Below are 22,247 nucleotides of genomic sequence, written 5' to 3' on the forward strand. Positions count from 1 at the left end.
AAATGTAGGGAGCGACTATTGTTGTTCGGGTGCCGGCGCAAAATCCTGAGCCGGAAAACCGCAGCCGACAGCGGCAACGTGAACGCGAGGGCACTTTTTAGCCGATTAACCCGTCGCATGCCAGTGGCGGCGCCGATTATGCCCCAACCGCTGGCCGGGAATGCCCAGCGCTCGGTTTTTAAATCAAATGTGTCATGGAGCATCACTGCAATGAATATCAGCTCAACCTCCCGTTCACGGCTACAGATCGCCACGTTGCTGGTGTTCGCCACGCTGTTGACCGCGTGCGGCATCAACAATATCCCGACCCTCGACGAACAGGCCAAAGCCGCCTGGGGCCAGGTGCAGAACCAGTACCAGCGCCGTGCCGACCTGATCCCCAATCTGGTGGAAACCGTGAAGGGCTATGCCGCCCATGAGCAGGAAACCCTGACCGCCGTGATTGAAGCGCGGGCCAAGGCCACCTCGATTCAGGTCGATGCCAGCACCCTCGACAATCCCGAGAAGCTCAAGCAGTTCCAGCAGGCGCAAGATCAACTGACCGGCGCATTGAGCCGCTTGATGGTGGTCTCCGAGCGCTACCCGGATCTGAAGGCCAACCAGAACTTCCTCGCTCTGCAATCGCAACTCGAAGGCACGGAAAACCGCATTGCCGTGGCGCGTCGCGATTTCATTCTGGCGGTGCAGAAGTACAACACCGAGATCCGCACCTTCCCCGGTCGCCTGTGGCACAGCGTGATGTACAGCGATCTGCCGATGCGCGAGACCTTCGAAGCCACCACGCCCGGCGCGGAGAAGGCCCCGGAAGTGAAATTCTGACTCGAGGTCGCCCATGCGTGTGTTGAAACTAAGCCTGGTGCTGCTGCTCTGGCTGTTTGCCGTCAGCGCCCGGGCCGAATTGACGTTTCCGCCGCTGAGCGGGCGCGTGGTCGATCAGGCGCAAATGCTCGAGCCATCGATTCGCGCGCAACTGAGCCAGCAATTGCAGGCGCACGAGCAGGCCACCGGCGAGCAATTGGTGGTGGTCACGCTGCCGGATCTGCAGGGCACCACCATCGAGGATTTCGGCGTTCAGCTTGGTCGGCACTGGGGCATCGGCCAGAAGGACAAGAACAACGGCGCCTTGCTGATCGTCGCCCGTGACGAGCGCAAACTGCGCATCGAAGTCGGCTATGGCCTGGAGGATCGCCTGACCGATGCGCAGTCGTCGGTGATCATTCATCAGGTCATCACGCCGGCGTTCAAGGCCGGCAATTTCAGCAAAGGCATCAGCGACGGCGTTGCGGCGATGCTGGTAGTGCTCGGTGGCAATCCGCTGGACGAACCCTCAACCGTGTACGAATCCAGCGGCGACCCGGCGGATGATTTCATCTCGCGGCACCCGGCGCTGTTCATGTTTTTGGTGATGTTGTTCATCGTGACGGTGTTTGTCTGCCAGATGCTCGGTATCCTGCCTGCCGGCCGGGGCGGCTCCGGAGGAGGGGGCGGCTTTGGCGGTGGCGGCGGATTCGGCGGCGGTGGCGGTGGCGGCTTCAGCGGTGGCGGGGGCAGTTTCGGCGGCGGCGGTTCGTCCGGCGGCTGGTGAGATCAAAAGAATAATGAGCAGGCACTTTTCGACATGGCATTACTGACTGAACACGAACAACGCAAAGTCGCCGAGGCCATCGCCCGGGTCGAACGCGACACCGACGCCGAACTGGTCACGGTACTCGCTGCCCGTGCCGACGATTACGCGTACATCCCGCTGCTCTGGGCCAGCCTGCTGGCGCTGGTGTTGCCGGGCATCGTCCACTACCTCACCGGCTGGCTGACCCTGCGCAGTCTGCTGCTGGTGCAATGGGGCATGTTCATCGTCCTGTGCCTGCTGTTTCGTCTGCCGAAAATCACCACGCATCTGGTCCCGCGCCGTGTGCGCCACTGGCGCGCCTCCAACCTGGCGCGGCGGCAGTTTCTCGAACAGAACCTGCACCACACCGTGGGCAGCACCGGCGTGCTGATTTTTGTCTGCGAGGCTGAGCGCTATGTGGAGATTCTGGTGGACGAGGGGATTTCCAAACGGCTGGATAACAGCAACTGGGACGCGATTGTCGCAGCGTTTACCGAACAGGTCAGTCAGGGGCGCACGCTGGAAGGGTTTGTCACGTGCGTGGAGGCGTGTGGCGAGTTGTTGAAGGTGCATGTGCCGGTGACGCAGGTGAGGAATGAATTGCCGAATCGGTTAGTGGTGTTGGGCTGAAGCAGTCGCGCATATTTGGCCTCTGTGGCGAGGGGATTTATCCCCGATCGGCTGCGTAGCAGTCGCAACACCTGCGCGCGTGGTTTGACGGGCCGAAAACAGAGGGCCGCTTCGCGCCCCATCGGGGATAAATCCCCTCGCCACAAAGGTCGTTGTCATGGATTTTGCCGTTGGGTAAATAAGAGGGTGTCCCCAACCCTCATCCCCCCTAAAATACCCGCCATTCCCGATTCCGCCCGTCCGAGGCCGCTTGTCCATGTCCGTTTCCGCTTCTTCCGCGCCGTCCGCCAAACCGGCCGCCGATCACCACGCTCAGTTCATCGAGCTGCTGCAAGCCAGCCTCGACGACAACGGTTTTATCAAATTGGTGTTGGCCAAATACGTCGGTGAAGAGGCGGATCTGCAACGGGTCATCATCAAACCGGTGACGGTCAAGGCGCAGGCGTGTCTTTCCTTCGTTTATCGCTACAAGACTCGAGATATCACCAAGAACCTGTCGCTTGACGAGGGCGTGGCGCTGATCGGCGGTCTGCTGCCGGCCTCGTTCAAAAATGCGCATTTACTGACGCTGACCGACGAAGCGCAGCTGGAATACAGCAAAAAGGGCAAGAGTTCGCTGTTCAAGAGCAAACCTCAGCAATTGCGTGAAGCGCCGTCCGCCGAGCACAACCGCGAGAAAAACCGCTTCCTCGAATTGAGCCGTCCGTTCCTCAAGGACCTGGGCGTGACCAATGCGCAGCAGGAGCTGATCCCGGCGATGTCGCGCAAGTGGAAGCAGATCAACAAGTTCATCGAAGTGTTCAGCCATGCCCTGACCTCGTCGCCGCTGGCGCTGGACAAACCGGTGCGGGTCGCCGATTTCGGTTCGGGCAAGGGCTACCTGACGTTCGCCATTCACGACTACCTGCGCAACACGCTGAAGGCCGAGGGCGAAGTCACTGGCGTCGAGTTGCGCGAAGAAATGGTCAACCTGTGCAACGCCGCTGCGGCGAAGCTTGAACATCCGGGGCTGGTGTTCAAGTGCGGTGACGTGCGCACAGTGGCGCCGAGTGAGCTGGACGTGATGATCGCCCTGCATGCCTGCGACATTGCCACCGATTACGCGATCCACACCGGCATCCGCTCGGGTGCGTCGATCATCATGTGCTCGCCCTGCTGTCACAAACAGATCCGCCTGCAGATCCAGAGCCCGGCGCTGCTCAAGCCGATGCTGCAATACGGCTTGCACCTCGGCCAGCAGGCGGAAATGGTCACCGACAGCTTGCGTGCACTGTTCCTCGAAGCCTGTGGTTACGAGACCAAGGTGTTCGAATTCATCTCGCTGGAGCACACCAACAAGAACAAGATGATTCTCGCGGTAAAACGCGCCGAACCGGTCGATCCGACGCAGTTGTTGGCGAAGATCGCAGAGCTCAAGGCGTTCTACCACATCAGCGAACACTGCCTGGAAACACTGCTGCGCGCTGACGGTTATATGCCTTAACAGGCAGCTGCAAGCTGCAAGCTGCAAGTTGAAGCATGACGCTGGTGTGCCTGATATGGGTGATCCTGCTTTTTCTTGAAGCTTGAAGCTTGAAGCTTGCAGCTTGCAGCTTGCAGCTCAATTTGGGTCTACCTTGAATACCCCCAGACCTTTCCCCGAGGAGTTTTCCCATGGCCGCGAAAAAGATTCTGATGCTGGTCGGCGATTACGTCGAAGACTACGAAGTGATGGTGCCGTTCCAGGCCCTGCAGATGGTCGGCCACACGGTGCACGCCGTGTGCCCGGACAAGTCCGCCGGCAGCACCGTGCGCACTGCGATTCATGATTTTGAAGGTGATCAGACCTACAGCGAAAAACCCGGTCACCTGTTCGCGCTCAATTTCGATTTCGCCAAGGCCAGCGAAGCCGATTACGACGCGCTGCTGATTCCCGGCGGTCGTGCGCCGGAATACCTGCGGCTGAACGACAAAGTCCTCGAACTGGTGCGCGCGTTCGACAACGCCGGCAAGCCCATCGCAGCGGTCTGCCATGGTGCGCAACTGCTCGCGGCAGCGGGTGTGCTTGAGGGGCGTGAATGCAGCGCGTATCCGGCCTGCGCCCCGGAAGTACGTCTGGCGGGCGGCACCTACATCGACATTCCGGTGACCGACGGCCATGTTCAGGGAAATTTCGCCACCGCTCCGGCGTGGCCGGCGCATCCTAAATGGCTGGCCGGTTTCCTCGGTCTGCTCGGTACGAAAATCACCTTGTAGTCGAGGCAGGCGACAGATCGCAGACGCTGGTCTTTACTCTGAAGCGCGAAATCTCTCAATCGCCCCCAGGAGAAACAGACATGTCCGGATGGTACGAAGTGAGCAAAAGCAGCAACGGCCAATTCAGGTTCGTGTTGAAAGCGGCGAACGCCGAAACGATTCTGACCAGCGAACTCTACAGCACCCGCGCCGGCGCCGACGGCGGCATCGCCTCGGTGCAGGCCAACAGCCCGCTGGACGAGCGTTACGAGAAAAAATCGACCAAGGATGGCCACCCGTACTTCAACCTCAAGGCGGCCAATCACCAGGTCATCGGCAGCAGCGAGTCGTATTCATCGGATGGCGCGTGCGACAAGGGCATCGCCAGCGTGAAGGCCAACGGCCCGACGAAAACCATCAAGGACAAGACCCTGCCTGTCCTCTGAAATCCGACATCAACCTGTGGGAGCGAGCCTGCTCGCGAAAGCGGTGTTCCAGTCACCTTTTGTATTGGCTGATAGGCCGTCTTCGCGAGCAGGCTCCCTCCCACAGGTGACTACATTCCATTGTGGGAGCGAGCTTGCTCGCGAAGGCGTCAGCCCGGCCAATATCAAACTTCAACCGGTACCGACAACTGCGGATCACCCAACGCATGACTCTTGGCATCAAAGAACCGCAACTCAACGCCGGTACCGTCGAACACCTTGGCATAGTGACGTTTCTGATGCTGAATGAATGCGGCGCTGCGCGGGTAAATCGAGATCGCCACGCATCTCGGTCGGGCCAGGCGCAACGCGCGCACCAGATGCGCATCCTGCTCGCCCAGCGCATGGCCGAAGATGCACAGGCTGTCGCCATGAGCCAGTAATTGCTCGTAGCAGAACGACAGATAATCGGAGCTGCGAATGGTCTTGAGCTTGTCAGCGCTCGGCCCTTCGGTGACGAACAGCGGCACGTCGTCCAGCGTCTTGATCGTATTGTTGATGGCGAAACTGCCGAGCAGGGTGCCCTCGGTCGAGGTCAGTTTGCGTGCGGTGCCGTCCTGATTGCGCACCAGATGCAGACCACCGTGCAGGTACAGCAGACGCGGTTTGTCGGTGGCGCTCTGGCTCAGATCGAAACTCGCGTCCGCGCCGTTGAACAGGTCGTCGATGGCCTCGCCGGGGTGTTGCAGTGCCCAGTAATTGAGCAGGTCGTAGTTGGTGGTGAACACCGTGCGATAGCGCGCCAGTTCAGCATTGAGCACTGTCAGTGTCGAAGGCTGCACCAGCCGCCACGGGATGTGCACCGCGTGCACGGTGTTGATCAGCGCTTCCTTGATTGCGTAATAGCGATTGCGCGGCGCCGCCGAGCTGACCGCCAGGGCCTTGTTGACCCGGCTGGTGGTTTTCAGGGCGCCCAGCACTTGCTCGAAGCTGCGGGTTTGCAGCGCATCGAACACCGCCAGTTCCGATGGGCTCAGCGGTTTCTCTTCGACCGTACGGGCGTTCTCGAACAGCGAGTCATAGCCGAAGTCATCCCATACCGCGCGGCTGGCGCCATTGCCCACCAGCAAACCCTGGAAATCGTTCGCGGCGCGCAAGGCATTCCAGTCTTCGAGGGTGGCGTCGACATCGAGAAAATCGGTCATTGCGTGGGCGGTCTCAAAACAAAGGGCAGATGGACGGCGACTTTATCACGAGCGGACATTGAGCCAGATCAACATTGCTTGTGACCGATCGGTCGATCCTGTGTGCACCCGCCGAATCGAGGCAGTCGATCCGGCTTCAGTCAGGAGACACACGATGAGCAGCACCTTCTTCATTCCGGCGGTCAACATCATGGGCAGCGGCTGCCTCGACGAAGCCATGGTCGCGATTCGCAATTATGGTTTTCGCAAGGCGCTGATTGTCACCGACGCCGGGCTGGCCAAGGCGGGCGTGGCCGCAATGATTGCCGAGAAACTGGCGATGCAGGACATCGATTCGGTGATCTTCGATGGCGCCAGACCGAACCCGACCACGGCCAATGTCGAATCGGGTCTGGGGCTGTTGAAGGAAAGCCGTTGCGATTTCGTCGTGTCGCTGGGTGGCGGCTCGCCGCACGATTGCGCCAAGGGCATCGCCCTGTGCGCAACCAATGGCGGGCAGATTGGCGATTACGAAGGCGTCGACCGCTCGAGCAAGCCGCAATTGCCTCTGGTCGCTATCAACACCACCGCCGGCACTGCCAGCGAAATGACCCGTTTCTGCATCATCACCGACGAATCGCGCCACGTGAAAATGGCCATCGTCGACCGCAACGTCACGCCCCTGCTGTCAGTCAACGATCCGGAACTGATGGTCGCGATGCCCAAAGGCCTCACCGCCGCCACCGGCATGGACGCGCTGACCCACGCCATCGAAGCCTACGTCTCTACTGCCGCGAACCCGATCACCGATGCTTGCGCGCTTAAAGCGATGAGCCTGATCAGCAGCAACCTGCGTCTGGCTGTGCGCGACGGCAGCGACCTGGCGGCGCGGGAGAACATGGCTTACGCGCAGTTCCTCGCCGGCATGGCGTTCAACAACGCCTCGCTCGGATTTGTCCACGCAATGGCGCATCAGCTGGGCGGCTACTACGACTTGCCCCACGGCGTCTGCAATGCCGTGCTGTTGCCGCATGTGCAGAGCTTCAATGCGCTGGTCTGCGCTGACCGACTCAGGGACGTCGCCCACGCCATGGGCGCGGATATTCGTGGTTTCAGCGCAGAGGAGGGCGCGCAGGCGGCGATCAATGCCATTCGCAACCTTGCCAAGGACGTCGAGATTCCCGGAGGACTGCGTGAGCTGGGCGCGAAACTCAGCGATATCCCGGTGCTCGCCGCCAATGCTTTGAAGGATGCGTGCGGACTGACCAATCCACGGGCGGCAGATCAGCGCCAGATCGAGGAAATTTTCCGCAACGCGTTTTGAATGAAGGCGCGAAGGCGAGCGAAGTCGAACAGTCCTTCGCTTGCTTCTGCGACCACGGTAAATGTCCGCACACGGCCCCAGTCTGAAACCTGGCCGGCGATGTTGTGAACGGCGGATATACGGTACTGCCCGACTGCCAATGAGTGTGCAGCCGGTGTTTGCCATTTCCGGTCGCTTTCGACCGCTGCCCTGGCAATCTCCAGGCCAGTGTCCAGATCGAAAACACTGACGAAACCCTCGGCCCGTGTGACATCTCCCGACAACAACAGAGGCGCATTTACCTCCGCTCCCTCAAGCGGTACGAAGACGCCCGGGACGTCGATTTCGGGCCGTAGTCGCACCTCATATCCGCGCTCGTCACTCCATTCGGACGTGATGCCTGCATACGTCTGGTGGGCGTGAATCTTCTGCTGGCCTGGAGCCTGGGCGCCGCTGATGCTGAACGCCCATCGTCCCTTTGCGCTGACCAGCCCTGCACCGAGCGACTGGGTGTTTTCAATGTTCCAGACCTGTACAAGCGCATCGGGCATGCCGCTGCCGAGCAACAATGTCGCAGGTCCCGTCGTGCTGGCCTCCTCGGGGTAGGTGATGGTCGGGGCCGGGGCCGGTTGTGGCATGTGCTCGTCGCGAGTGCTCATCGTTCTTCTCGTCCATGGCTGATTTGAACGCTGAGGTTGGCATGACGTGCCTGAATTCGAACCTGTAAGAACTACCAGTCCTCCAGTCTTTTTTGCACGGTGATCAATTTCGTTTTCTTCTAAAAAACTGTCATTTGTGTCAGTTGTCCGGCGTGGCTTCTTCGGGTCGAATGCTCTCAGCGAGGGGATCGATGTCGATCCCACAGGAGAATACGAACATGCCCGAATCCACCGCGCCATTGCCCCCAACCGCGCAGTCAGCCGGGGAGCTGGACGCTCTGTTTGGTCTGCGAACGCTGAAATTTCCCGGAGCGGCCAAGACCATTGCCGAAGGCGTGTCTATCACGCCTTCGGGGCAGATCATGGTCAGCGCTACCGTCGAGCAATCGGGCCATTCGTACTACGGCCTTGCGCGCCTGGATGCCGATGGCAATCCGGACCCGGATTTCGGCACCGGCGGATATCTCAGCGGCCGGTTCGGCACAGGCTCGCTCACCCAAGGCGGGCCATGGATCGTTGATGCGCTCGGGCGGATCTGGATGTGCGGTGTGATTGGCGTCGTCAAAGACCAGACTCTTGAATATCAACAAGTCATCGCGCGGTTTCTTCCCGACGGTTCGCCGGATATCGAGTTCGGCGGCGACAGTAATGGCTACCGGATTGTGCCCATGCGGATTCCGGCACTCTTTGGGGCGACCCATGGGCAACTGCTGCTGGCGAAATCCGATCCGCAGCTTGCGCAGCCGGACAGGCTGCTGTTTGTGACCGCGCAAAAGGGCAGTGGCCTGTTGACGCGATTCCATCTCGATGGCTCGGACGATTTATCGTTTGCCAGCAACGGTTGGCTGCCCCTGTCGCTGCCAGGCGTGGCCATTTCGCTGTCCGGGATCATCCAGCTCGACGATGGGAAGATCCTGCTGCATGGCAAAACGGAAGTAACCAATCAGGGATTGGTCATGGCGTTCGACCACAACGGCAAAGTTGCACAAGCGTTCGGCGATCAGGGCATGTTGCTGTTGAACATTAAACGGGATGGCAAGACGCTCGAAAGCCACGTGACCAACATCGCTGTGCAAACGGCGCAGCGCCTGCTTTTGCTCGGTGCGGCGGTCGAGTCAACGCAAGACACGAAACTGCAACATGGATTCATCAGTGGTATTACCTACGCTGGCCAAATGGATAACGCGTTCAACAACCCTGTCCTCAGCCCGACGGCGCATGAACTCGACCTGAGAGGTTGGCAAGCAGGGTTTGCGCTGGATGACATCGCTGGCAAACGTATTGTGGCGGTCGGACAGACCTCGGGCAGCGCACGAGGCTTGCTGACGGGAGGCTTTCTGGTCGATGGCGCAGTGGATGATTCGTTTGCTGTCGAGGGCGCGAAGGATATTTCATGGCCAGCCATCGATGCCTGCCTGCAAGGCTCTTCGATCCTGGTGTTGGGTCGCAGGGACGACAGCGCGCAGCTGGTTCGCTTGCTGACCGCACCTGTCATAAAACAGCGCGCCAGCATGGGCAACTGAGCAGTCAGCGGTAAAACCGGGCTATCCTGCCGGCTCGGATGAACCCTGCCTTCGAGCCCACCATGCTGCAAAAAAGCCTGATCCGCCGTCTCGACCTGATCACTCTGCAACTGTTCGTCGCCGTCCACGAGGAAGGCACGCTGACCCGTGCGGCTGCGCGCGAGGCCATCGCGGTGTCGGCGGCCAGCAAGCGCCTGATGGAGTTGGAGGAGGCGCTGGGCATCGCTTTGTTCGTGCGTCAGGCCAAAGGCATGATCCTCACGCCGGCCGGTGAAACCCTGCTGCACCACGCCCGGCAGATGCTCTTCAATGTGGAAAAGATGGGCCTGGAGCTGGGTGAGCACAGCCATGGTGTGCGGGGTTACGTGCGCATGCTGGCCAATCTTTCGGCGATCATTCAGTTCCTGCCTGAAGACTTGCGCGACTTCTCCGCGCGGCATCCGCAGGTCAAGACCGACCTTGAAGAACGCCCCAGCGCCGGGGTGATTCAGGGCGTGCTCGATGGCGTCGCCGACCTCGGCATCTGCTCCGACGACAGCGACACCAAAGGCCTGCACAGCGTGTTGTACCGCCAGGACAAACTGGTGGTGGTGATGCTCCCGGAGCATCCGTTGGCTACGCGCGCATCCGTGACTTTTGATGAAACTCTCGACAGCGATTACGTCGGCTTGCACGCAGCCAGTTCGATCAACATGCGTACCCATGCGGCGGCGCGGCAGGCCGGCAAAGTCCTGCGCATCCGCATTCATGTGCCGGGATTCGATGCGGTGTGCCGGATGGTCCAGGCGAACATGGGCATCGGCATTCTGCCGCAGCGAGCCTATGAGTTGTTTGGTCAGGCACTGGGCTTGCGTGCGGTGCCGCTGACCGACAACTGGTCCGATCGCGCGCTGATTGTGGTGGTGCGCGATGAGGCGGGATTGTCGCCGGTGAGCCGGATGTTGTTTGAGCATTTGCGCGGGCAGGGCGCCTGAATCTCTATTGAATGGGCCGGCCTCTTCGCGGGCAAGCCCGCTCCCACAGTTTCCAGCGTGTATGCAAATTGTGCGGCTGACTTCGAACCCTGTGGGGGCGGGCCTGCCCGCGAAAGCGGCTTCGAATTCACCACATCGCTGAAGCATTCGCATTTCGCGAACGCCCTTTGCCGAGAGACGGCTGGATTCGCCGATCATCGTTCCTCTAGCCTTGGCGACATATTCCAAGAACAAGAGGTACCCGCGATGACTGCCCCTTTGAGTGCAATCAAAGTGATCGAGATCGGCACCCTGATCGCCGCGCCGTTTGCCGCGCGCATGCTTGCCGAGTTCGGCGCCGAGGTAATCAAGATCGAAGCCATTGGTCAGGGCGACCCGCTGCGCAAATGGCGCAAGCTGCACGAAGGCACATCGCTGTGGTGGTACCTGCAATCGCGCAACAAGAAATCCCTGGCGCTCAATCTGAAATCCGCTGAAGGCATCGAACTGGTCAAGCAACTGGCCGGTGACGCCGACGTGATCATCGAAAACCTGCGTCCCGGTGCGCTGGAAAAGCTCGGTCTGGGTTGGGACGTGCTGCATGCCTTGAATCCAAACCTGACCCTGGTGCGTATCTCCGGCTACGGCCAGACCGGCCCGTACCGCGACCGTCCCGGTTTCGGTGCGATTGGCGAGGCCATGGGCGGCATCCGCTACACCACCGGCAATCCCGATTCGCCACCGGCGCGAGTCGGCGTCAGCCTCGGCGATTCGCTGGCCTCGTTGCACGCGGTTATTGGTGCGCTGATGTCGCTGTTGCGGGTCAAGACCGGGCAGGGCGGTGGGCAGATCGTCGATGTGTCGCTGGCCGAAAGCGTGTTCAACGTCATGGAAAGTCTGGTGCCGGAATACGACATGCTTGGCCATGTCCGCGAACGCAGCGGCGGTGCCCTGCCGGGTATCGCGCCCTCCAATACCTACCTCACGGCCGACGGCGCCTACGTGGTGATTGCCGGCAACAGCGACCCGATCTACAAGCGTCTGATGCACACCATCGGCCGCGCTGATCTGGCCGAGGCAGAAGAGTTCGCCCACAACGACGGCCGCGCGGCGCAGAGCGGTTTGCTCGATGCGGCCATCACACACTGGACCAGCAGCCTGCCGATCGACGAGGTACTGGCCGCCCTCGAAGCCGCTGAAGTGCCGGCCGGGCGCATCTACTCGGTGGCTGACATCGTCGCCGATCCGCACTATCAGGCGCGGGACATGCTGCTCGATGCCGAGTTGCCCAGTGGCGCAACGGTGAAGATGCCCGGCATTGTCCCCAAACTCTCGGAGACGCCCGGCGGGGTGAACTGGTCGGGGCCGAAACTGGGCCAGCACACCGACGCTATTCTCGCCAATCTTGGCCTGACTGAACTCGACATCGAACGTCTGAAAGGCCAGGGGGTGGTGCAATGATCACTGACTATTCGCAAACCCTGATCGTCCAGGAAGTCTCGCCCCGCGACGGTTTGCAGATCGAGCCGACGTGGGTGGAAACCGCTGACAAGATCGCCCTGATCAATCAATTGTCACAGGCCGGATTCAGCCGCATCGAAGCCGGCTCGTTCGTCTCGCCCAAAGCCATTCCGGCCCTGCGTGACGGCGAGCAAGTGTTCAACGGCATTCAGCGTCAGCCGGGGGTAATTTATGTCGCGTTGATCCCTAATCTGAGAGGCGCACAACGGGCATTGGCGGCGAATGCCGATGAGTTGAACCTGGTGATGTCTGCCAGCCAGACCCACAACCTGGCCAATATGCGCATGCGTTGCGAAGAGTCGCTGGCGGCGTTCGCTGACATCGTTGCGTTTGTCAGCGGCTCAGGTGTGCGCCTCAACGGCAGCATCGCCACCACGTTCGGTTGTCCGTTCGAAGGCCGGATCGATGAGGATCGCGTGCTGCAAATTGTCGACGCTTATCAAGAGCTCGGCATTCAGGGCATCAGCCTCGCCGACACCACCGGCATGGCCAATCCGCGTCAGGTCGATCGCTTGGTGCGGCGCGTTTTGCAGCGGGTTTCGCCGGCCGATCTGACCCTGCATTTCCACAACACTCGAGGCCTTGGTCTGTGCAATGTGCTGGCCGCTTACGAGGCCGGCGCGCGGCGCTTCGATGCGGCGCTGGGTGGCCTCGGCGGCTGCCCGTTTGCCCCGGGGGCGTCGGGCAATATCTGCAGCGAAGATCTGGTCAATCTGTGCGATGAAGTCGGCATTCACACGGGCATCGATTTGCCGCTGTTGCTGAAGCTTTCGCGCGGCTTGCCGGCGCTGTTGGGCCACGATGTCCCCGGCCAACTGGCCAAGGCCGGGCGCAACTGCGATCTGCATCCGATGCCCATCTGAAGATACAAAACCCTTGTGGGAGCGAGCCTGCTCGCGAACGCGGTGTGTCATTCAACATCGGTATCGACTGATCTGGCGCATTCGCGAGCAGGCTCGCTCCCACAGTTCAAAAGCATTCAGCAGTAACCAGACAACAAAAACAATCGGACGCCCATCGGCAGTCCGCCTGGAGAAAAATCTATGAGCCTCAACGTAATGGAGGCGGGCGTGAATCCGTCCGTCGATCACGACGCCGAAAAAGCCCTGGTCAGCAAAGTCGCCTGGCGCCTGATGCCGCTGATCATGGTCTGCTACCTGTTCGCCTTCTTCGATCGCATCAACATCAGCTTCGCCAAATTTCAGTTGCAAACCGACCTGAGCCTGAGCGATACCGCGTATGGCTTGGGCGCCGGGCTGTTCGTGGTCGGTTACGTGCTGTTCGAAGTGCCGAGCAACATGATGTTGTACAAGGTCGGCGCGAGACGCTGGATCGCGCGGATCATGATGTCGTGGGGCGTGGCGACGGCGGCGATGGTCTTCGTCAACAGCGAATGGCAGTTCTATGCGCTGCGCTTCGTCATCGGCGCGATGGAAGCCGGGTTTGCTCCGGGCGTGCTGTATTACCTGACCCTGTGGTTTCCGCAGCACTTCCGTGGCCGCATCACCTCGATGCTGTTTCTGGCCTCGGCGTTTGCCGGGCTGGTCGGCGCGCCGTTCTCGGGCCTGGTGTTGCAACACCTCGATGGCGTGTTGCAGATGCGCGGCTGGCACTGGTTGTTCCTGCTCGGAGGCGTGCCGTGCATCGCCCTCGGTTTCTTGGTGCTGACGCAGCTCAAGGACCGCATCGAGGATGCGCACTGGCTGACCGCTGACGAGAAGAAATTACTCTCCAGTCGCATCGCTCATCACGAACCACACAAGAGCGGCGGCTCATTGCTCGCGGCGCTGAAAATTCCCGGGTTCCTGACGTTGGGTTTGATCTACTTCCTGATTCAGGTCGCGTCCTACGGTTTGAATTTCTGGGCACCGCAATTGATCCGCAGCGCGGGCACCGAGAGCCCGGTGATGATCGGCCTGCTGACCGCCATTCCGTACATCTGCGGGGCGATCAGCATGGTCGTGATCGGGCGCTTGTCAGACGCCACCGGTGAACGGCGCAAGTTTGTCGCCGGGCTGGTGATCGTCGGCGCGATCGGCTTTTTCAGCGCAGGAATCTTCGCCAGCCACACGACCTTCCTGATCGTCGCGCTCGGCCTGCTTGGCGCCGGCATCATCGCTTCGATTCCGAGCTTCTGGACCCTGCCACCGAAACTGTTGGCGGGCGCCGGTGCCGGCGCGGCAGGCGGGATCGCGGTGATCAATACCCTGGGGCAGTTCGGTGGGATTGTCAGCCCGGTCATGGTCGGACGCATCAAGGACCTCACCGGCAGCACCACCCCGGCGCTGTACGTCATCGGCGTCGCCGCGCTGATCGCCGCAGCGTTGCTGCTGTGGGGCTTGCCGCAGAAGTTGCGTACGCTCGACAAGTATTGAGATTGGCTGCGTCGGCGATGACGCCTTCGCGAGCAGGCTCGCTCCCACATTTGCAATGCGGATTTCCTGTGGGAGCGAGCCTGCTCGCGAATTCCGACTTCAGACACATGAGAGGATTCGCTGGCCTGATCTGTTGAATCCTTCAATGCAGAAAGGGATAGTGCGCGCCTGGAAATATCTTCAAGGAGCGGGAATTGACAATGAAGTCCACGTGGATCAGCGCTGCGGCGCTCTGCGGGTGGTTGATGGCTGGGCAGGCGTTGGCCGATTGCACGCCGCCTGCGCTCAGTGGCGAAGCGGACTTTTCTTTGTGCAAGAACTGGCCGGCTTATCCGCATCTGACGATTACCGCGCTATCGACGTTCGTGCCCGATCCCGTCTATGGCCAGGACGGCAGGGTGGGTTCATACGATCTGGCTCTGGCCGTCACTACCGCTGGCAGCCCCAAGCCGCTGGCGACCTATCATCAGCGGTCGGCGTTTCTCTCCGATGCCATCGCGCTGGAGAGTCTGGAGCTGGATACGGCGCGTTATAAACTCACGCCCGACCTCCGTGCCTTCGGCGTCCGCGCCCATTTCAAAGGCTCGTCGCGCGTCAATCCGCTGGATGAAACCCTGCTGTCGCTCTATGTGAAAGAGGGCGACAAACTGCGCCCGGTGCTGGATCGCTTGGTGGTCTACAGCTTCAGTGGCGAATGGGATGGCAATTGTGCCGGAGAGCGCTCGGAGACGGTGCGTACGCTTGAGATGGGCAAAACCAGTTCCCATGGTTACGCCGATATCATTGTCCGCTCAGTGACCACGGGCCTGGTCGGTGAGGGGTCACCCGACACCTGCGAATCGAAAACTACCCACGAAAAGCCGGTGCTGACCACGTTGCGCTATGACGGCAAAACCTACGTTTTGCCGCAAGGTTTCAAGGGCATGTGACTGGTGTTACTGATACGAATACTTCAAGGATGAATCATGAATCTGCATCTCCGAATCTATATCGCCCTCGGCTTGTTCGCGCTTACGGCTGAGGTCCATGCCGCTTGCGAAGTAAAAAAATTCGACGGCCATACTCTCTCGCGCTGCAAAATCTGGCCTGCGTTCAACACTCAATCAATTGCAGCGAAGGCCACCTTCGTTCCCGATTCCGCGGGTGCTCAAGACGGCGTGTTCGATCTGGCACTGTCAGTAATCAACGCCACGACGGGAAACACAGTCGCCAGTTATGCCAAACCCGGCGCTTACAACTCCGATGCGATCAGCTTCGATGATCTGATCATCGATACGGCGCGTTACCGCTTGGCGGCGGATGTCCGTGCGTTCGGGCTGCGATCGACGTTCATGAGCCACGGTTCCAGAGCGAATCCGTACTCCAAAACCGACCTGGCTTTGTATGTTCGCGAAGGCAATCGCTTACGCCCAGTGCTGGAAGGCCTGGTGGTGCGCAAGGATTTCGGTGAGGGTACCGGGGAGTGCGATACGCGAGACACACGCATTCGCAGGACTGTCGAAATCGGCTCATCCAGCCACAACGGGTTTGCGGATCTGATCGTCAGTTCCAGCGGTTCGTTGATGGAGTCTTTCACTTCGGGCAAACAATGCGCTTCGAAAACCACCAACCTGAAGAACACCCAGGTCACCCTGATCTACGACGGCCAGCAATATGTCGTTCCCGAAGACCTCAGAGGTTACTGATTCGATGCTTACCGGTCTTAACCACCTGACCCTGGCCGTCCGCGATCTGCAGCGCAGTCTGGCGTTCTATCGCGATGTGCTGCAATTGGACGTCGAAGCGACGTGGGATAACGGCGCCTATTTGTCACTGCCCGGACTGTGGTTGTGCTTGTCAGAAGATCCTCAGCGCAGTGGGGAGCCGGGCGCGGACTATACCCATTACGCTTTGAGCGTGAGCGCGGCAGACTTCACTTCACTGGTTGAGACGTTGAAATCGGCTCAGGTGCCGCAGTGGCGAGACAACCGTAGCGAGGGCGCGTCGTTCTACTTTCTCGACCCCGACGGCCACAAGCTGGAAGCCCATGTCGGCGATTTGCAATCGCGGCTGGCTGCGTGTCGGCAGAAACCGTACCCCGGCATGCGTTTTAACGACGCGCAGTGATCGGGCGCAGTCGGCTGATATAGACTGGCCGCCACGTGTTCTGGCGCTCGCAGGTTTTCCATGACTCCATCATTGCTGTTGGCCGTTCTGGCTTCGGGTTTCATCTACGGGATCACCCCCGGGCCGGGCGTGCTGGCGGTGTTCGGGATTGGCGCGGCCCATGGGCGACGGGCCGGGGCGGGGTTTCTGTGTGGGCATCTGCTCGGCGATGTGATCTGGTGCAGCACCGCGCTGGTGGCGATTGTCGGTGCGCGGGAAATCGGCAGCACCGCGTTCGATGTCCTCGGCGTGCTCAGCGCGGTGTACCTGTTCTGGCTCGGCTGGCGTGCGGTGCGTGCCCAACGCCGTAGCGGCGACGAGGCGCAAGGGGCGGCGCGGCAGCCGTTCTGGCACGGCATCGTCTTCGGCCTGACCAATCCCAAGGCCTACCCGGTGGCGGTGGCGACCTTTACGGCGCTGCTGTCGAGCCGCGCCGAACTGCTCAACTGGTCGATGCTGCCGGCGCTGATCGCCCTGAGCTTTATCGGCGGTGCGCTGGCTTACGCTATCCTCATCGGCGTGGTCGGCGCGCAGCGGGTGCGCACGGTGTATCAGCGTCATGAGCTGCTCATCACCCGTTTATGCGGCGTGATGTTTATCGGCTTCGCCATCAATGCGTTGATGCACGCGCTGCCGGGGCTGCTGCCGAACAAGACTTGATGAAATGGGCAGGGACGCGCAATCACGATCATGGACGATTGAAATCGCTGCACTGTGCGGACATCCCGTAGAACCATGCAAAGCCCTAACCCTGCGCCGCTGGCGAGCTACATGGACCTGTTGCTGGACGCCGTTTGCGCGGTCGACAAACAGGGCCGTTTCGTTTTTGTCAGCGCTGCCTGCGAGCGGATTTTCGGCTACACGCCTGACGAGCTGATCGGCCGCTCGATGATCGAGCTGGTGCACCCGGCCGATCGCCAGCGCACCCTCGCGGCCGCTGGCGAAATCATGGGCGGCGACCCGAAGCACAATTTCGAGAACCGCTATCTGCGCAAGGACGGCAGCGTCGCGCACATTTCCTGGTCGGCGCGCTGGTCGGAAGTCGATCAACTGCGCATCGCCGTCGCCCGCGATATCACCGAGCGCAAGCAGGCCGAGTCGCGGCAAGCGGCGTTGTACGCGATTTCCGAAGCGGCGCACGCGGCGGAAGATTTGCTGGCGCTGTTCAAACGCATCCATCTGCTGATTGGCGAGTGGCTGCCGGCGCTGAATTTTTCCGTGGCGCTGTACGACGAAAACTGCGAGCAGCTGAATTTTCCCTATCACGTCGACGATCACGAATTGCAGCCCGAGCAGCCCGGCACCGTCATCGGACGGCTTTGCGCGCAAGTGATCCGCGGCGGCCAGCCAATGTTGCTGACCCCGGACAGCGCCGATGCCACGCCCGACTTCGCTGCGCTGGTGGCGGAGCAGAACGCGCCTTGCTGGCTCGGCGTACCGCTGAGCTCAAAAAACGGCACCATCGGCGCCTTGATCGTCAAAAGCCTCGCGGGCGGCGAACGCTACACCGAGCAGGACAAGGAACTGCTGCAATACGTCTGCGCACAAGTCGCCACGGCCATCGAACGCCAGCAACTGCATGCGCGGCTCAAGCGCATGGCGCAATACGATCAACTGACGCAACTGCCCAACCGCGAACTGCTGCGTGACCGGCTCAGGGCTGCGCTGGCCCATGCGCGAACCGTGCACGGACACATGGCGCTGCTGTATGTCGATCTGGATCGCTTCAAACAGGTCAACGACACCCATGGCCATGCCGTCGGTGACATGCTCCTGCAAACCGTGGCCAATCGGCTGAAAGGCTGCGTGCGTGAAACCGACACTGTGGCGCGTATCGGTGGCGATGAGTTTGTCGTGCTGTTGCATAGCGTGCATGCCGCCGAAGATGCCGACAGTGTCGCCGGAAAAATCCGTCAGGTGCTGGCGCAGCCCATGCGCCTCGACGGCCATGACCTGCGTATCGAACCGAGCATCGGCGTGGCGCGCTTTCCTGAACACGGTGAAGAAGAACAGCAACTGTTCCGGCATGCCGATCAAGCCATGTATGCGGCCAAACGCCTGAATCATCGGGCCTTGGGCATCTGAAGCGAGCGCACCGTTCGTCGCGGTCCCGGCAGATTTTCTAAACCTTTGAACGCCAAAGCCTTCTTAACTGAGGCGGACAATTGTCCGCCGCGACTATTTGAGCAGCGGGCGAATCACGGCCCGCTTGAATTTTCCACGAAGGAGGGCGCGACCATGAGCCGGATGGCCACCCGTTTACGTAATGCCAGTTTTGCGACTTTGCTGGGCCTGTGCGCCAGCACTGCGTTCGCCCAGTCGCCTGCCGAATTCATCAACGATGCCTCCGCTAAAGGCATGGCCGACATCGAAGCCAGCCGTCTGGCCCACGGCAAGACCGAATCCAGAGAGGTCAAGGATTACACCATCGTCGTCATCAACGACCGCACCACGGCCAACCAGCATTTGGCGAAAATCGCCAAGAAGCTCGACCTGCCGGTTGCCCCCCGCGAAGAACTCGCCGACAAGGCCAAAGAGTTGATGCCGGAAGTGAAGGACGGCGCGACTTTCGATCAGGCCTACGCCGCCAGTCAGGTCAAGGCGACCGAAGAGGCCATCACCCAGATCGAGCAACAGGCACAGACCACCGACGTGCCGGAAATCAAAGCGTTTGCGGATGAGACCTTGCCGAAGCTGCAAAACCATCTGGAGAAAGCCCGAGCGTTGCAGGCCAGTCGCTAACTTCGCCGTATTGTTGCAGCGCGAACGAAGCCTTCAGTTGAAATGCATGTGTCCTTTGTGGGAGCGAGCCTGCTCGCGAAAGCGGTGTGTCAGTCAATGATGTTTTGACTGACCCTCCGTCTTCGCGAGCAGGCTCGCTTCCACTGGGTGTGTTTACTTGCTCAGCACTCATTCAAATCCTGCTTTGGCTTGCTCTTGTCGCCAAGCCCCTCAAGATCAAACACCTGATTCTCACCCAGCGCGCGGTAATGCCGGCGCAGCGCTTCAAGCTGTTTCAGATCCAGCGCCTCCAGCCCGAGCATCGCGTTCTGCGCTTCCTTGTTCACCCGCAGCAGCTCATCGAGTTTCAAGTGCAGAATGTCGGTATCGCGGTTCTGCGTGTTCTGAATCAGGAACACCATCAGGAACGTGATGATCGTCGTCGATGTATTGATGATCAGTTGCCAAGTGTCGTTGTAACCAAAAATCGGCCCGCTCAACCCCCACAACCCGATCAGGATCAACGCCCCCATGAACGTCTTCGGGCTACCGGCCCACAGGGCAAGTTTTTGGGCAATTTTTGCGAATTTCATGATGGGAGTCCTTGTTTTGGGAGCTTGAAATTCAGACATCGGCGTTGCGCTGAAAATTCTGTTTACAAGTTTCGGTGCAGGACTTTGGTAGGGAAGGCGTACGGCGCAGATCGCGGTATCGTGTCGACAGTCGACAGAAAACCCCAACAGGAGAACGCAATGAGTTGGTCTGCCAAGCAGTACGTCGCTTTCGAAGATGAACGCACCCGTCCGGCCCGTGATCTGTTGGCGGCGATACCCACGGCGCACGCCCGGGCGGTGGTGGATATCGGTTGCGGGCCGGGCAATTCCTCCGAGTTGCTGGTGCAGCGTTTTCCCGAGGCCAGGGTCAGTGGCCTGGACAGTTCGGCGGACATGATCGCCGCCGCGCGCAAGCGCTTGCCCGATGTGCAGTTCGAGGTGGCCGAGATCGACAAGTGGGCCGATGAAGGCCCGTTCGATGTGATCTTCGCCAATGCAGTGTTGCAATGGGTGCCTGATCACGCTTCGTTGCTGCCAGCCTTGGCGAGCAAGCTTTCAGATGGTGGCAGCCTGGCGATCCAGATGCCGGACAACCTCAACGAACCGTCCCACCGCTTGATGCGTGAAGTCGCCGCCAACGGGCCGTGGGCGAGCAAGCTCGCAGACGCTGCCGGGCAGCGTACCGACATGGCCAGTGCCAGTGAGTATTTTTCGATGCTGCGCCCGCATTGCGCGCGGGTCGATGTGTGGCGCACCACCTATCACCACCAACTTCGGGACGGGGCGGCGGGGGTGGTGGAGTGGTTCAAGGGTAGCGGGTTGATTCCATTCCTGAGCCCATTGACCGAGGAGGAGCGGGCGCAGTATCTGCAGCGGTATCTGGCGGAGGTTGCCAAGGCTTATCCGGCCTTGGCTGACGGCTCGGTGCTGTTGCCGTTTCCACGTTTGTTTATTGTTGCGACTCGCTGAATCACGCCTCTAACTTTCTGGAGTTCGCCACGTTATCTCAGGTCGGCGCATCCCTTGAAAGCAATCCGGTCGGTTCCTCAAGGCCGAGGAATATATCGAGCAGACTCTCGCTGCGCTCGCCAACTGGAAGAAAGTATTAACTCGATTGAATGTCCCGCACAAAGCCGGGGAGCCGATCTTCAATGTACTGGCGAGGCTGCATCTGGATTTCGAGGAAGCAAGCTGCAGACGGGTGGGCAGCATTGTTCGTTCTGATAGATGTTGACGCTGACATTTCAAATCCCAGCCGCTAAAAAGCGACCAGCAAGGCAATTCCAACACGCCGTGACAACTGCCCAATAAAAAGCCCGGCGCGTGCCAGGCTCTACTTTACTCTCTCAGCACCGTCACGCTTGCTTCTCACGTGCCGCCAGCATCACTTCAATCTGCTTTTTGGTAGCTTCGGTCAGCACTTCGCTGTAAACACGCTTTTTCTCCTCCAATTTAGCATTTCGGATGAAGTCTGCGAACGGACTGGTGGATTCCTTTTCGGATCCGAATTTCATGTGATTGCTCCGTCTGTGATCCCAAGCGTAGCCATCAAATCAGGTCTCGTATGCTTCTCGGGGATATGGTAGTCGATCTTGTCAATTCCAGCCTTGTAGAGACGCCCGGAATTATCAATATGCTTCACAAGGAGATCGACATGCAGGTCTTTGCCTATCTTAAGCGTGTTCACCACGTCACGGGCTGCGAAGTACTGGTCGACGAAATGCTCTGGCCGGATTCTCCGTCCTTCGGCTTCCTCTCGATTCCGAACGAAAGACCAAGCAAGTCTTGGATCCTGATAAACGTAGAGAATTTGAACGAATCTCCCTTTATTAAGGCAACGTTGCACATTGTTCCTTGCGATCTCGATATTGGACAGTGTTCCATCCAACAGAAAGGATTGCTTTCGGTCCAACGCAAGGTCTATCAACTTGCCGACGAGAATCGAGACTGCGCCTTGGAATAGCCAGGCATTACCACCTTGATAGGCTTCGAACTCGTTCCTGAGTTCGTCGGGATCAATTCGCAGGATTGGCGTGTCGGAGAAGGTGCCGTGACAGCTGCGTTTTCGCTGGTGGAGACTCCGGTGTGCGCCCCGGCGATGGCTCTGCTTGATATTGTTGGAATGAGCGAAGCGTATGCGGAATTGGCGGATCTACAATCTACGGTTTGTTTCTGAATTGGTCTGCGCTGGTAACCAGATCTCAAATCCCACGCACAAAAAAACCGGCCATCAAGGCCGGTCTTTTCTATTCCTGCATCCCTCGTCGGACAACACAACGCGAGATCAATATTCGGTGGAGCGGGTAGAGGGAATCGAACCCTCATCTAAAGCTTGGGAAGCTTTCGTTCTACCACTAAACTATACCCGCTCAGAGCGGCTGACTTTGTACCAGACTCGGCCACGGATTTGAAGTTTTCTTTTCTCTGCGAGGGC

At 59.8% G+C, this 22,247-nt stretch carries 23 protein-coding genes, 1 tRNA gene and 1 pseudogene; 19 read left to right on the forward strand and 6 right to left on the reverse strand.

Annotation, left to right across the window (positions count from 1 at the left end):
- Positions 1-210: 210 nt before the first annotated feature.
- The 6 genes from ACYSTU_RS12395 to ACYSTU_RS12420 all read left to right on the forward strand — a co-directional run bounded on the left by ACYSTU_RS12395 (position 211) and on the right by ACYSTU_RS12420 (position 4,896).
- Positions 211-819: a LemA family protein gene (locus ACYSTU_RS12395; protein ID WP_024011957.1), complete on the forward strand. Its 609-nt coding sequence runs from the start codon at positions 211-213 to the stop codon at positions 817-819.
- 13 nt (positions 820-832) lie between these two features.
- Entirely contained in the window at positions 833-1,585 is a 753-nt protein-coding gene (locus ACYSTU_RS12400) for a TPM domain-containing protein (RefSeq protein ID WP_264364647.1), read from the forward strand.
- A 33-nt stretch (positions 1,586-1,618) separates the two neighbouring features.
- Positions 1,619-2,236, forward strand: coding sequence for a TPM domain-containing protein (locus tag ACYSTU_RS12405; protein ID WP_264364648.1), 618 nt, complete (start codon positions 1,619-1,621; stop codon positions 2,234-2,236).
- A gap of 256 nt (positions 2,237-2,492) precedes the next feature.
- Complete coding sequence (locus ACYSTU_RS12410; protein WP_264364649.1) at positions 2,493-3,719, forward strand: class I SAM-dependent methyltransferase; 1,227 nt, start codon at positions 2,493-2,495, stop codon at positions 3,717-3,719.
- Between the two features lie 170 nt (positions 3,720-3,889).
- Positions 3,890-4,471 (forward strand): DJ-1/PfpI family protein, encoded by a 582-nt coding sequence (locus tag ACYSTU_RS12415; RefSeq protein ID WP_039762696.1) that lies wholly within the window; start codon positions 3,890-3,892, stop codon positions 4,469-4,471.
- An 80-nt stretch (positions 4,472-4,551) separates the two neighbouring features.
- Positions 4,552-4,896 (forward strand): YegP family protein, encoded by a 345-nt coding sequence (locus ACYSTU_RS12420; RefSeq protein WP_071174640.1) that lies wholly within the window; start codon positions 4,552-4,554, stop codon positions 4,894-4,896.
- 164 nt (positions 4,897-5,060) lie between these two features.
- On the opposite strand, the gene ACYSTU_RS12425 is transcribed toward ACYSTU_RS12420, so the two are convergent.
- Positions 5,061-6,080 (reverse strand): DUF4917 family protein, encoded by a 1,020-nt coding sequence (locus ACYSTU_RS12425; protein ID WP_207808287.1) that lies wholly within the window; start codon positions 6,078-6,080, stop codon positions 5,061-5,063.
- Between the two features lie 154 nt (positions 6,081-6,234).
- Between ACYSTU_RS12425 and yiaY the strand changes: the two genes are divergently transcribed.
- Positions 6,235-7,383, forward strand: coding sequence for an L-threonine dehydrogenase (gene yiaY, locus ACYSTU_RS12430; protein WP_264364650.1), 1,149 nt, complete (start codon positions 6,235-6,237; stop codon positions 7,381-7,383).
- On the opposite strand, the gene ACYSTU_RS12435 is transcribed toward yiaY, so the two are convergent.
- Positions 7,344-8,021, reverse strand: coding sequence for a hypothetical protein (locus ACYSTU_RS12435; protein WP_177421639.1), 678 nt, complete (start codon positions 8,019-8,021; stop codon positions 7,344-7,346). The genes yiaY and ACYSTU_RS12435 overlap by 40 nt on opposite strands.
- 218 nt (positions 8,022-8,239) lie before the next feature.
- Between ACYSTU_RS12435 and ACYSTU_RS12440 the strand changes: the two genes are divergently transcribed.
- The 11 genes from ACYSTU_RS12440 to ACYSTU_RS12490 all read left to right on the forward strand — a co-directional run bounded on the left by ACYSTU_RS12440 (position 8,240) and on the right by ACYSTU_RS12490 (position 19,280).
- A complete protein-coding gene (locus ACYSTU_RS12440) occupies positions 8,240-9,544 on the forward strand; it encodes an NHL repeat-containing protein (protein WP_498998812.1) in 1,305 nt (434 codons plus the stop codon).
- 62 nt (positions 9,545-9,606) lie between these two features.
- Positions 9,607-10,518, forward strand: a complete 912-nt coding sequence (locus ACYSTU_RS12445) for a LysR family transcriptional regulator (RefSeq protein WP_130888782.1) — start codon at positions 9,607-9,609, stop codon at positions 10,516-10,518.
- A gap of 246 nt (positions 10,519-10,764) precedes the next feature.
- The gene (locus tag ACYSTU_RS12450) at positions 10,765-11,958 is read left to right on the forward strand and encodes a CaiB/BaiF CoA transferase family protein (RefSeq protein WP_498998818.1); all 1,194 of its coding nucleotides are present in this window, start codon (positions 10,765-10,767) and stop codon (positions 11,956-11,958) included.
- Entirely contained in the window at positions 11,955-12,881 is a 927-nt protein-coding gene (locus tag ACYSTU_RS12455) for a hydroxymethylglutaryl-CoA lyase (RefSeq protein ID WP_498998821.1), read from the forward strand. The genes ACYSTU_RS12450 and ACYSTU_RS12455 overlap by 4 nt, the downstream gene beginning before the upstream one ends.
- A 180-nt stretch (positions 12,882-13,061) precedes the next feature.
- Complete coding sequence (locus ACYSTU_RS12460; protein ID WP_016771305.1) at positions 13,062-14,393, forward strand: MFS transporter; 1,332 nt, start codon at positions 13,062-13,064, stop codon at positions 14,391-14,393.
- Positions 14,394-14,587: 194 nt separating this feature from the next.
- Positions 14,588-15,322 carry a PA3715 family protein gene (locus tag ACYSTU_RS12465; protein ID WP_498998833.1) on the forward strand — a complete coding sequence of 245 codons (735 nt, stop codon included), beginning with the start codon at positions 14,588-14,590 and terminating at the stop codon, positions 15,320-15,322.
- 36 nt (positions 15,323-15,358) lie between these two features.
- Complete coding sequence (locus tag ACYSTU_RS12470; RefSeq protein ID WP_125917737.1) at positions 15,359-16,078, forward strand: PA3715 family protein; 720 nt, start codon at positions 15,359-15,361, stop codon at positions 16,076-16,078.
- Between the two features lie 4 nt (positions 16,079-16,082).
- The gene (gene fos / locus ACYSTU_RS12475; protein ID WP_122691684.1) at positions 16,083-16,499 is read left to right on the forward strand and encodes a fosfomycin resistance glutathione transferase; all 417 of its coding nucleotides are present in this window, start codon (positions 16,083-16,085) and stop codon (positions 16,497-16,499) included.
- 60 nt (positions 16,500-16,559) lie between these two features.
- Positions 16,560-17,198 (forward strand): LysE family translocator, encoded by a 639-nt coding sequence (locus ACYSTU_RS12480; protein WP_016771303.1) that lies wholly within the window; start codon positions 16,560-16,562, stop codon positions 17,196-17,198.
- 75 nt (positions 17,199-17,273) lie between these two features.
- A complete protein-coding gene (locus ACYSTU_RS12485) occupies positions 17,274-18,623 on the forward strand; it encodes a sensor domain-containing protein (RefSeq protein ID WP_125917738.1) in 1,350 nt (449 codons plus the stop codon).
- A 153-nt stretch (positions 18,624-18,776) separates the two neighbouring features.
- Positions 18,777-19,280, forward strand: a complete 504-nt coding sequence (locus tag ACYSTU_RS12490) for a DUF4142 domain-containing protein (RefSeq protein ID WP_264364655.1) — start codon at positions 18,777-18,779, stop codon at positions 19,278-19,280.
- 161 nt (positions 19,281-19,441) lie between these two features.
- Here ACYSTU_RS12490 and ACYSTU_RS12495 read toward each other — a convergent pair whose 3' ends face one another.
- The gene (locus ACYSTU_RS12495) at positions 19,442-19,852 is read right to left on the reverse strand and encodes a low affinity iron permease family protein (RefSeq protein ID WP_016771301.1); all 411 of its coding nucleotides are present in this window, start codon (positions 19,850-19,852) and stop codon (positions 19,442-19,444) included.
- 159 nt (positions 19,853-20,011) lie between these two features.
- Between ACYSTU_RS12495 and tam the strand changes: the two genes are divergently transcribed.
- Positions 20,012-20,782 (forward strand): trans-aconitate 2-methyltransferase, encoded by a 771-nt coding sequence (gene tam, locus ACYSTU_RS12500; protein ID WP_264364656.1) that lies wholly within the window; start codon positions 20,012-20,014, stop codon positions 20,780-20,782.
- Between the two features lie 386 nt (positions 20,783-21,168).
- On the opposite strand, the gene ACYSTU_RS12505 is transcribed toward tam, so the two are convergent.
- The 3 genes and pseudogenes from ACYSTU_RS12505 to ACYSTU_RS12515 form a co-directional block, all read right to left on the reverse strand.
- On the reverse strand, positions 21,169-21,327 hold the full coding sequence (locus tag ACYSTU_RS12505) for a hypothetical protein (RefSeq protein WP_264364657.1): 159 nt from the start codon (positions 21,325-21,327) through the stop codon (positions 21,169-21,171).
- Positions 21,324-21,857 (reverse strand): annotated as a pseudogene (locus ACYSTU_RS12510) (zeta toxin family protein); the annotation flags it as partial. The gene ACYSTU_RS12505 and the pseudogene ACYSTU_RS12510, both read right to left, overlap by 4 nt.
- 251 nt (positions 21,858-22,108) lie before the next feature.
- Positions 22,109-22,182 (reverse strand) — tRNA-Gly (locus tag ACYSTU_RS12515).
- Between the last annotated feature and the right edge of the window lie 65 nt (positions 22,183-22,247).

Source organism: Pseudomonas glycinis (assembly GCF_054871425.1).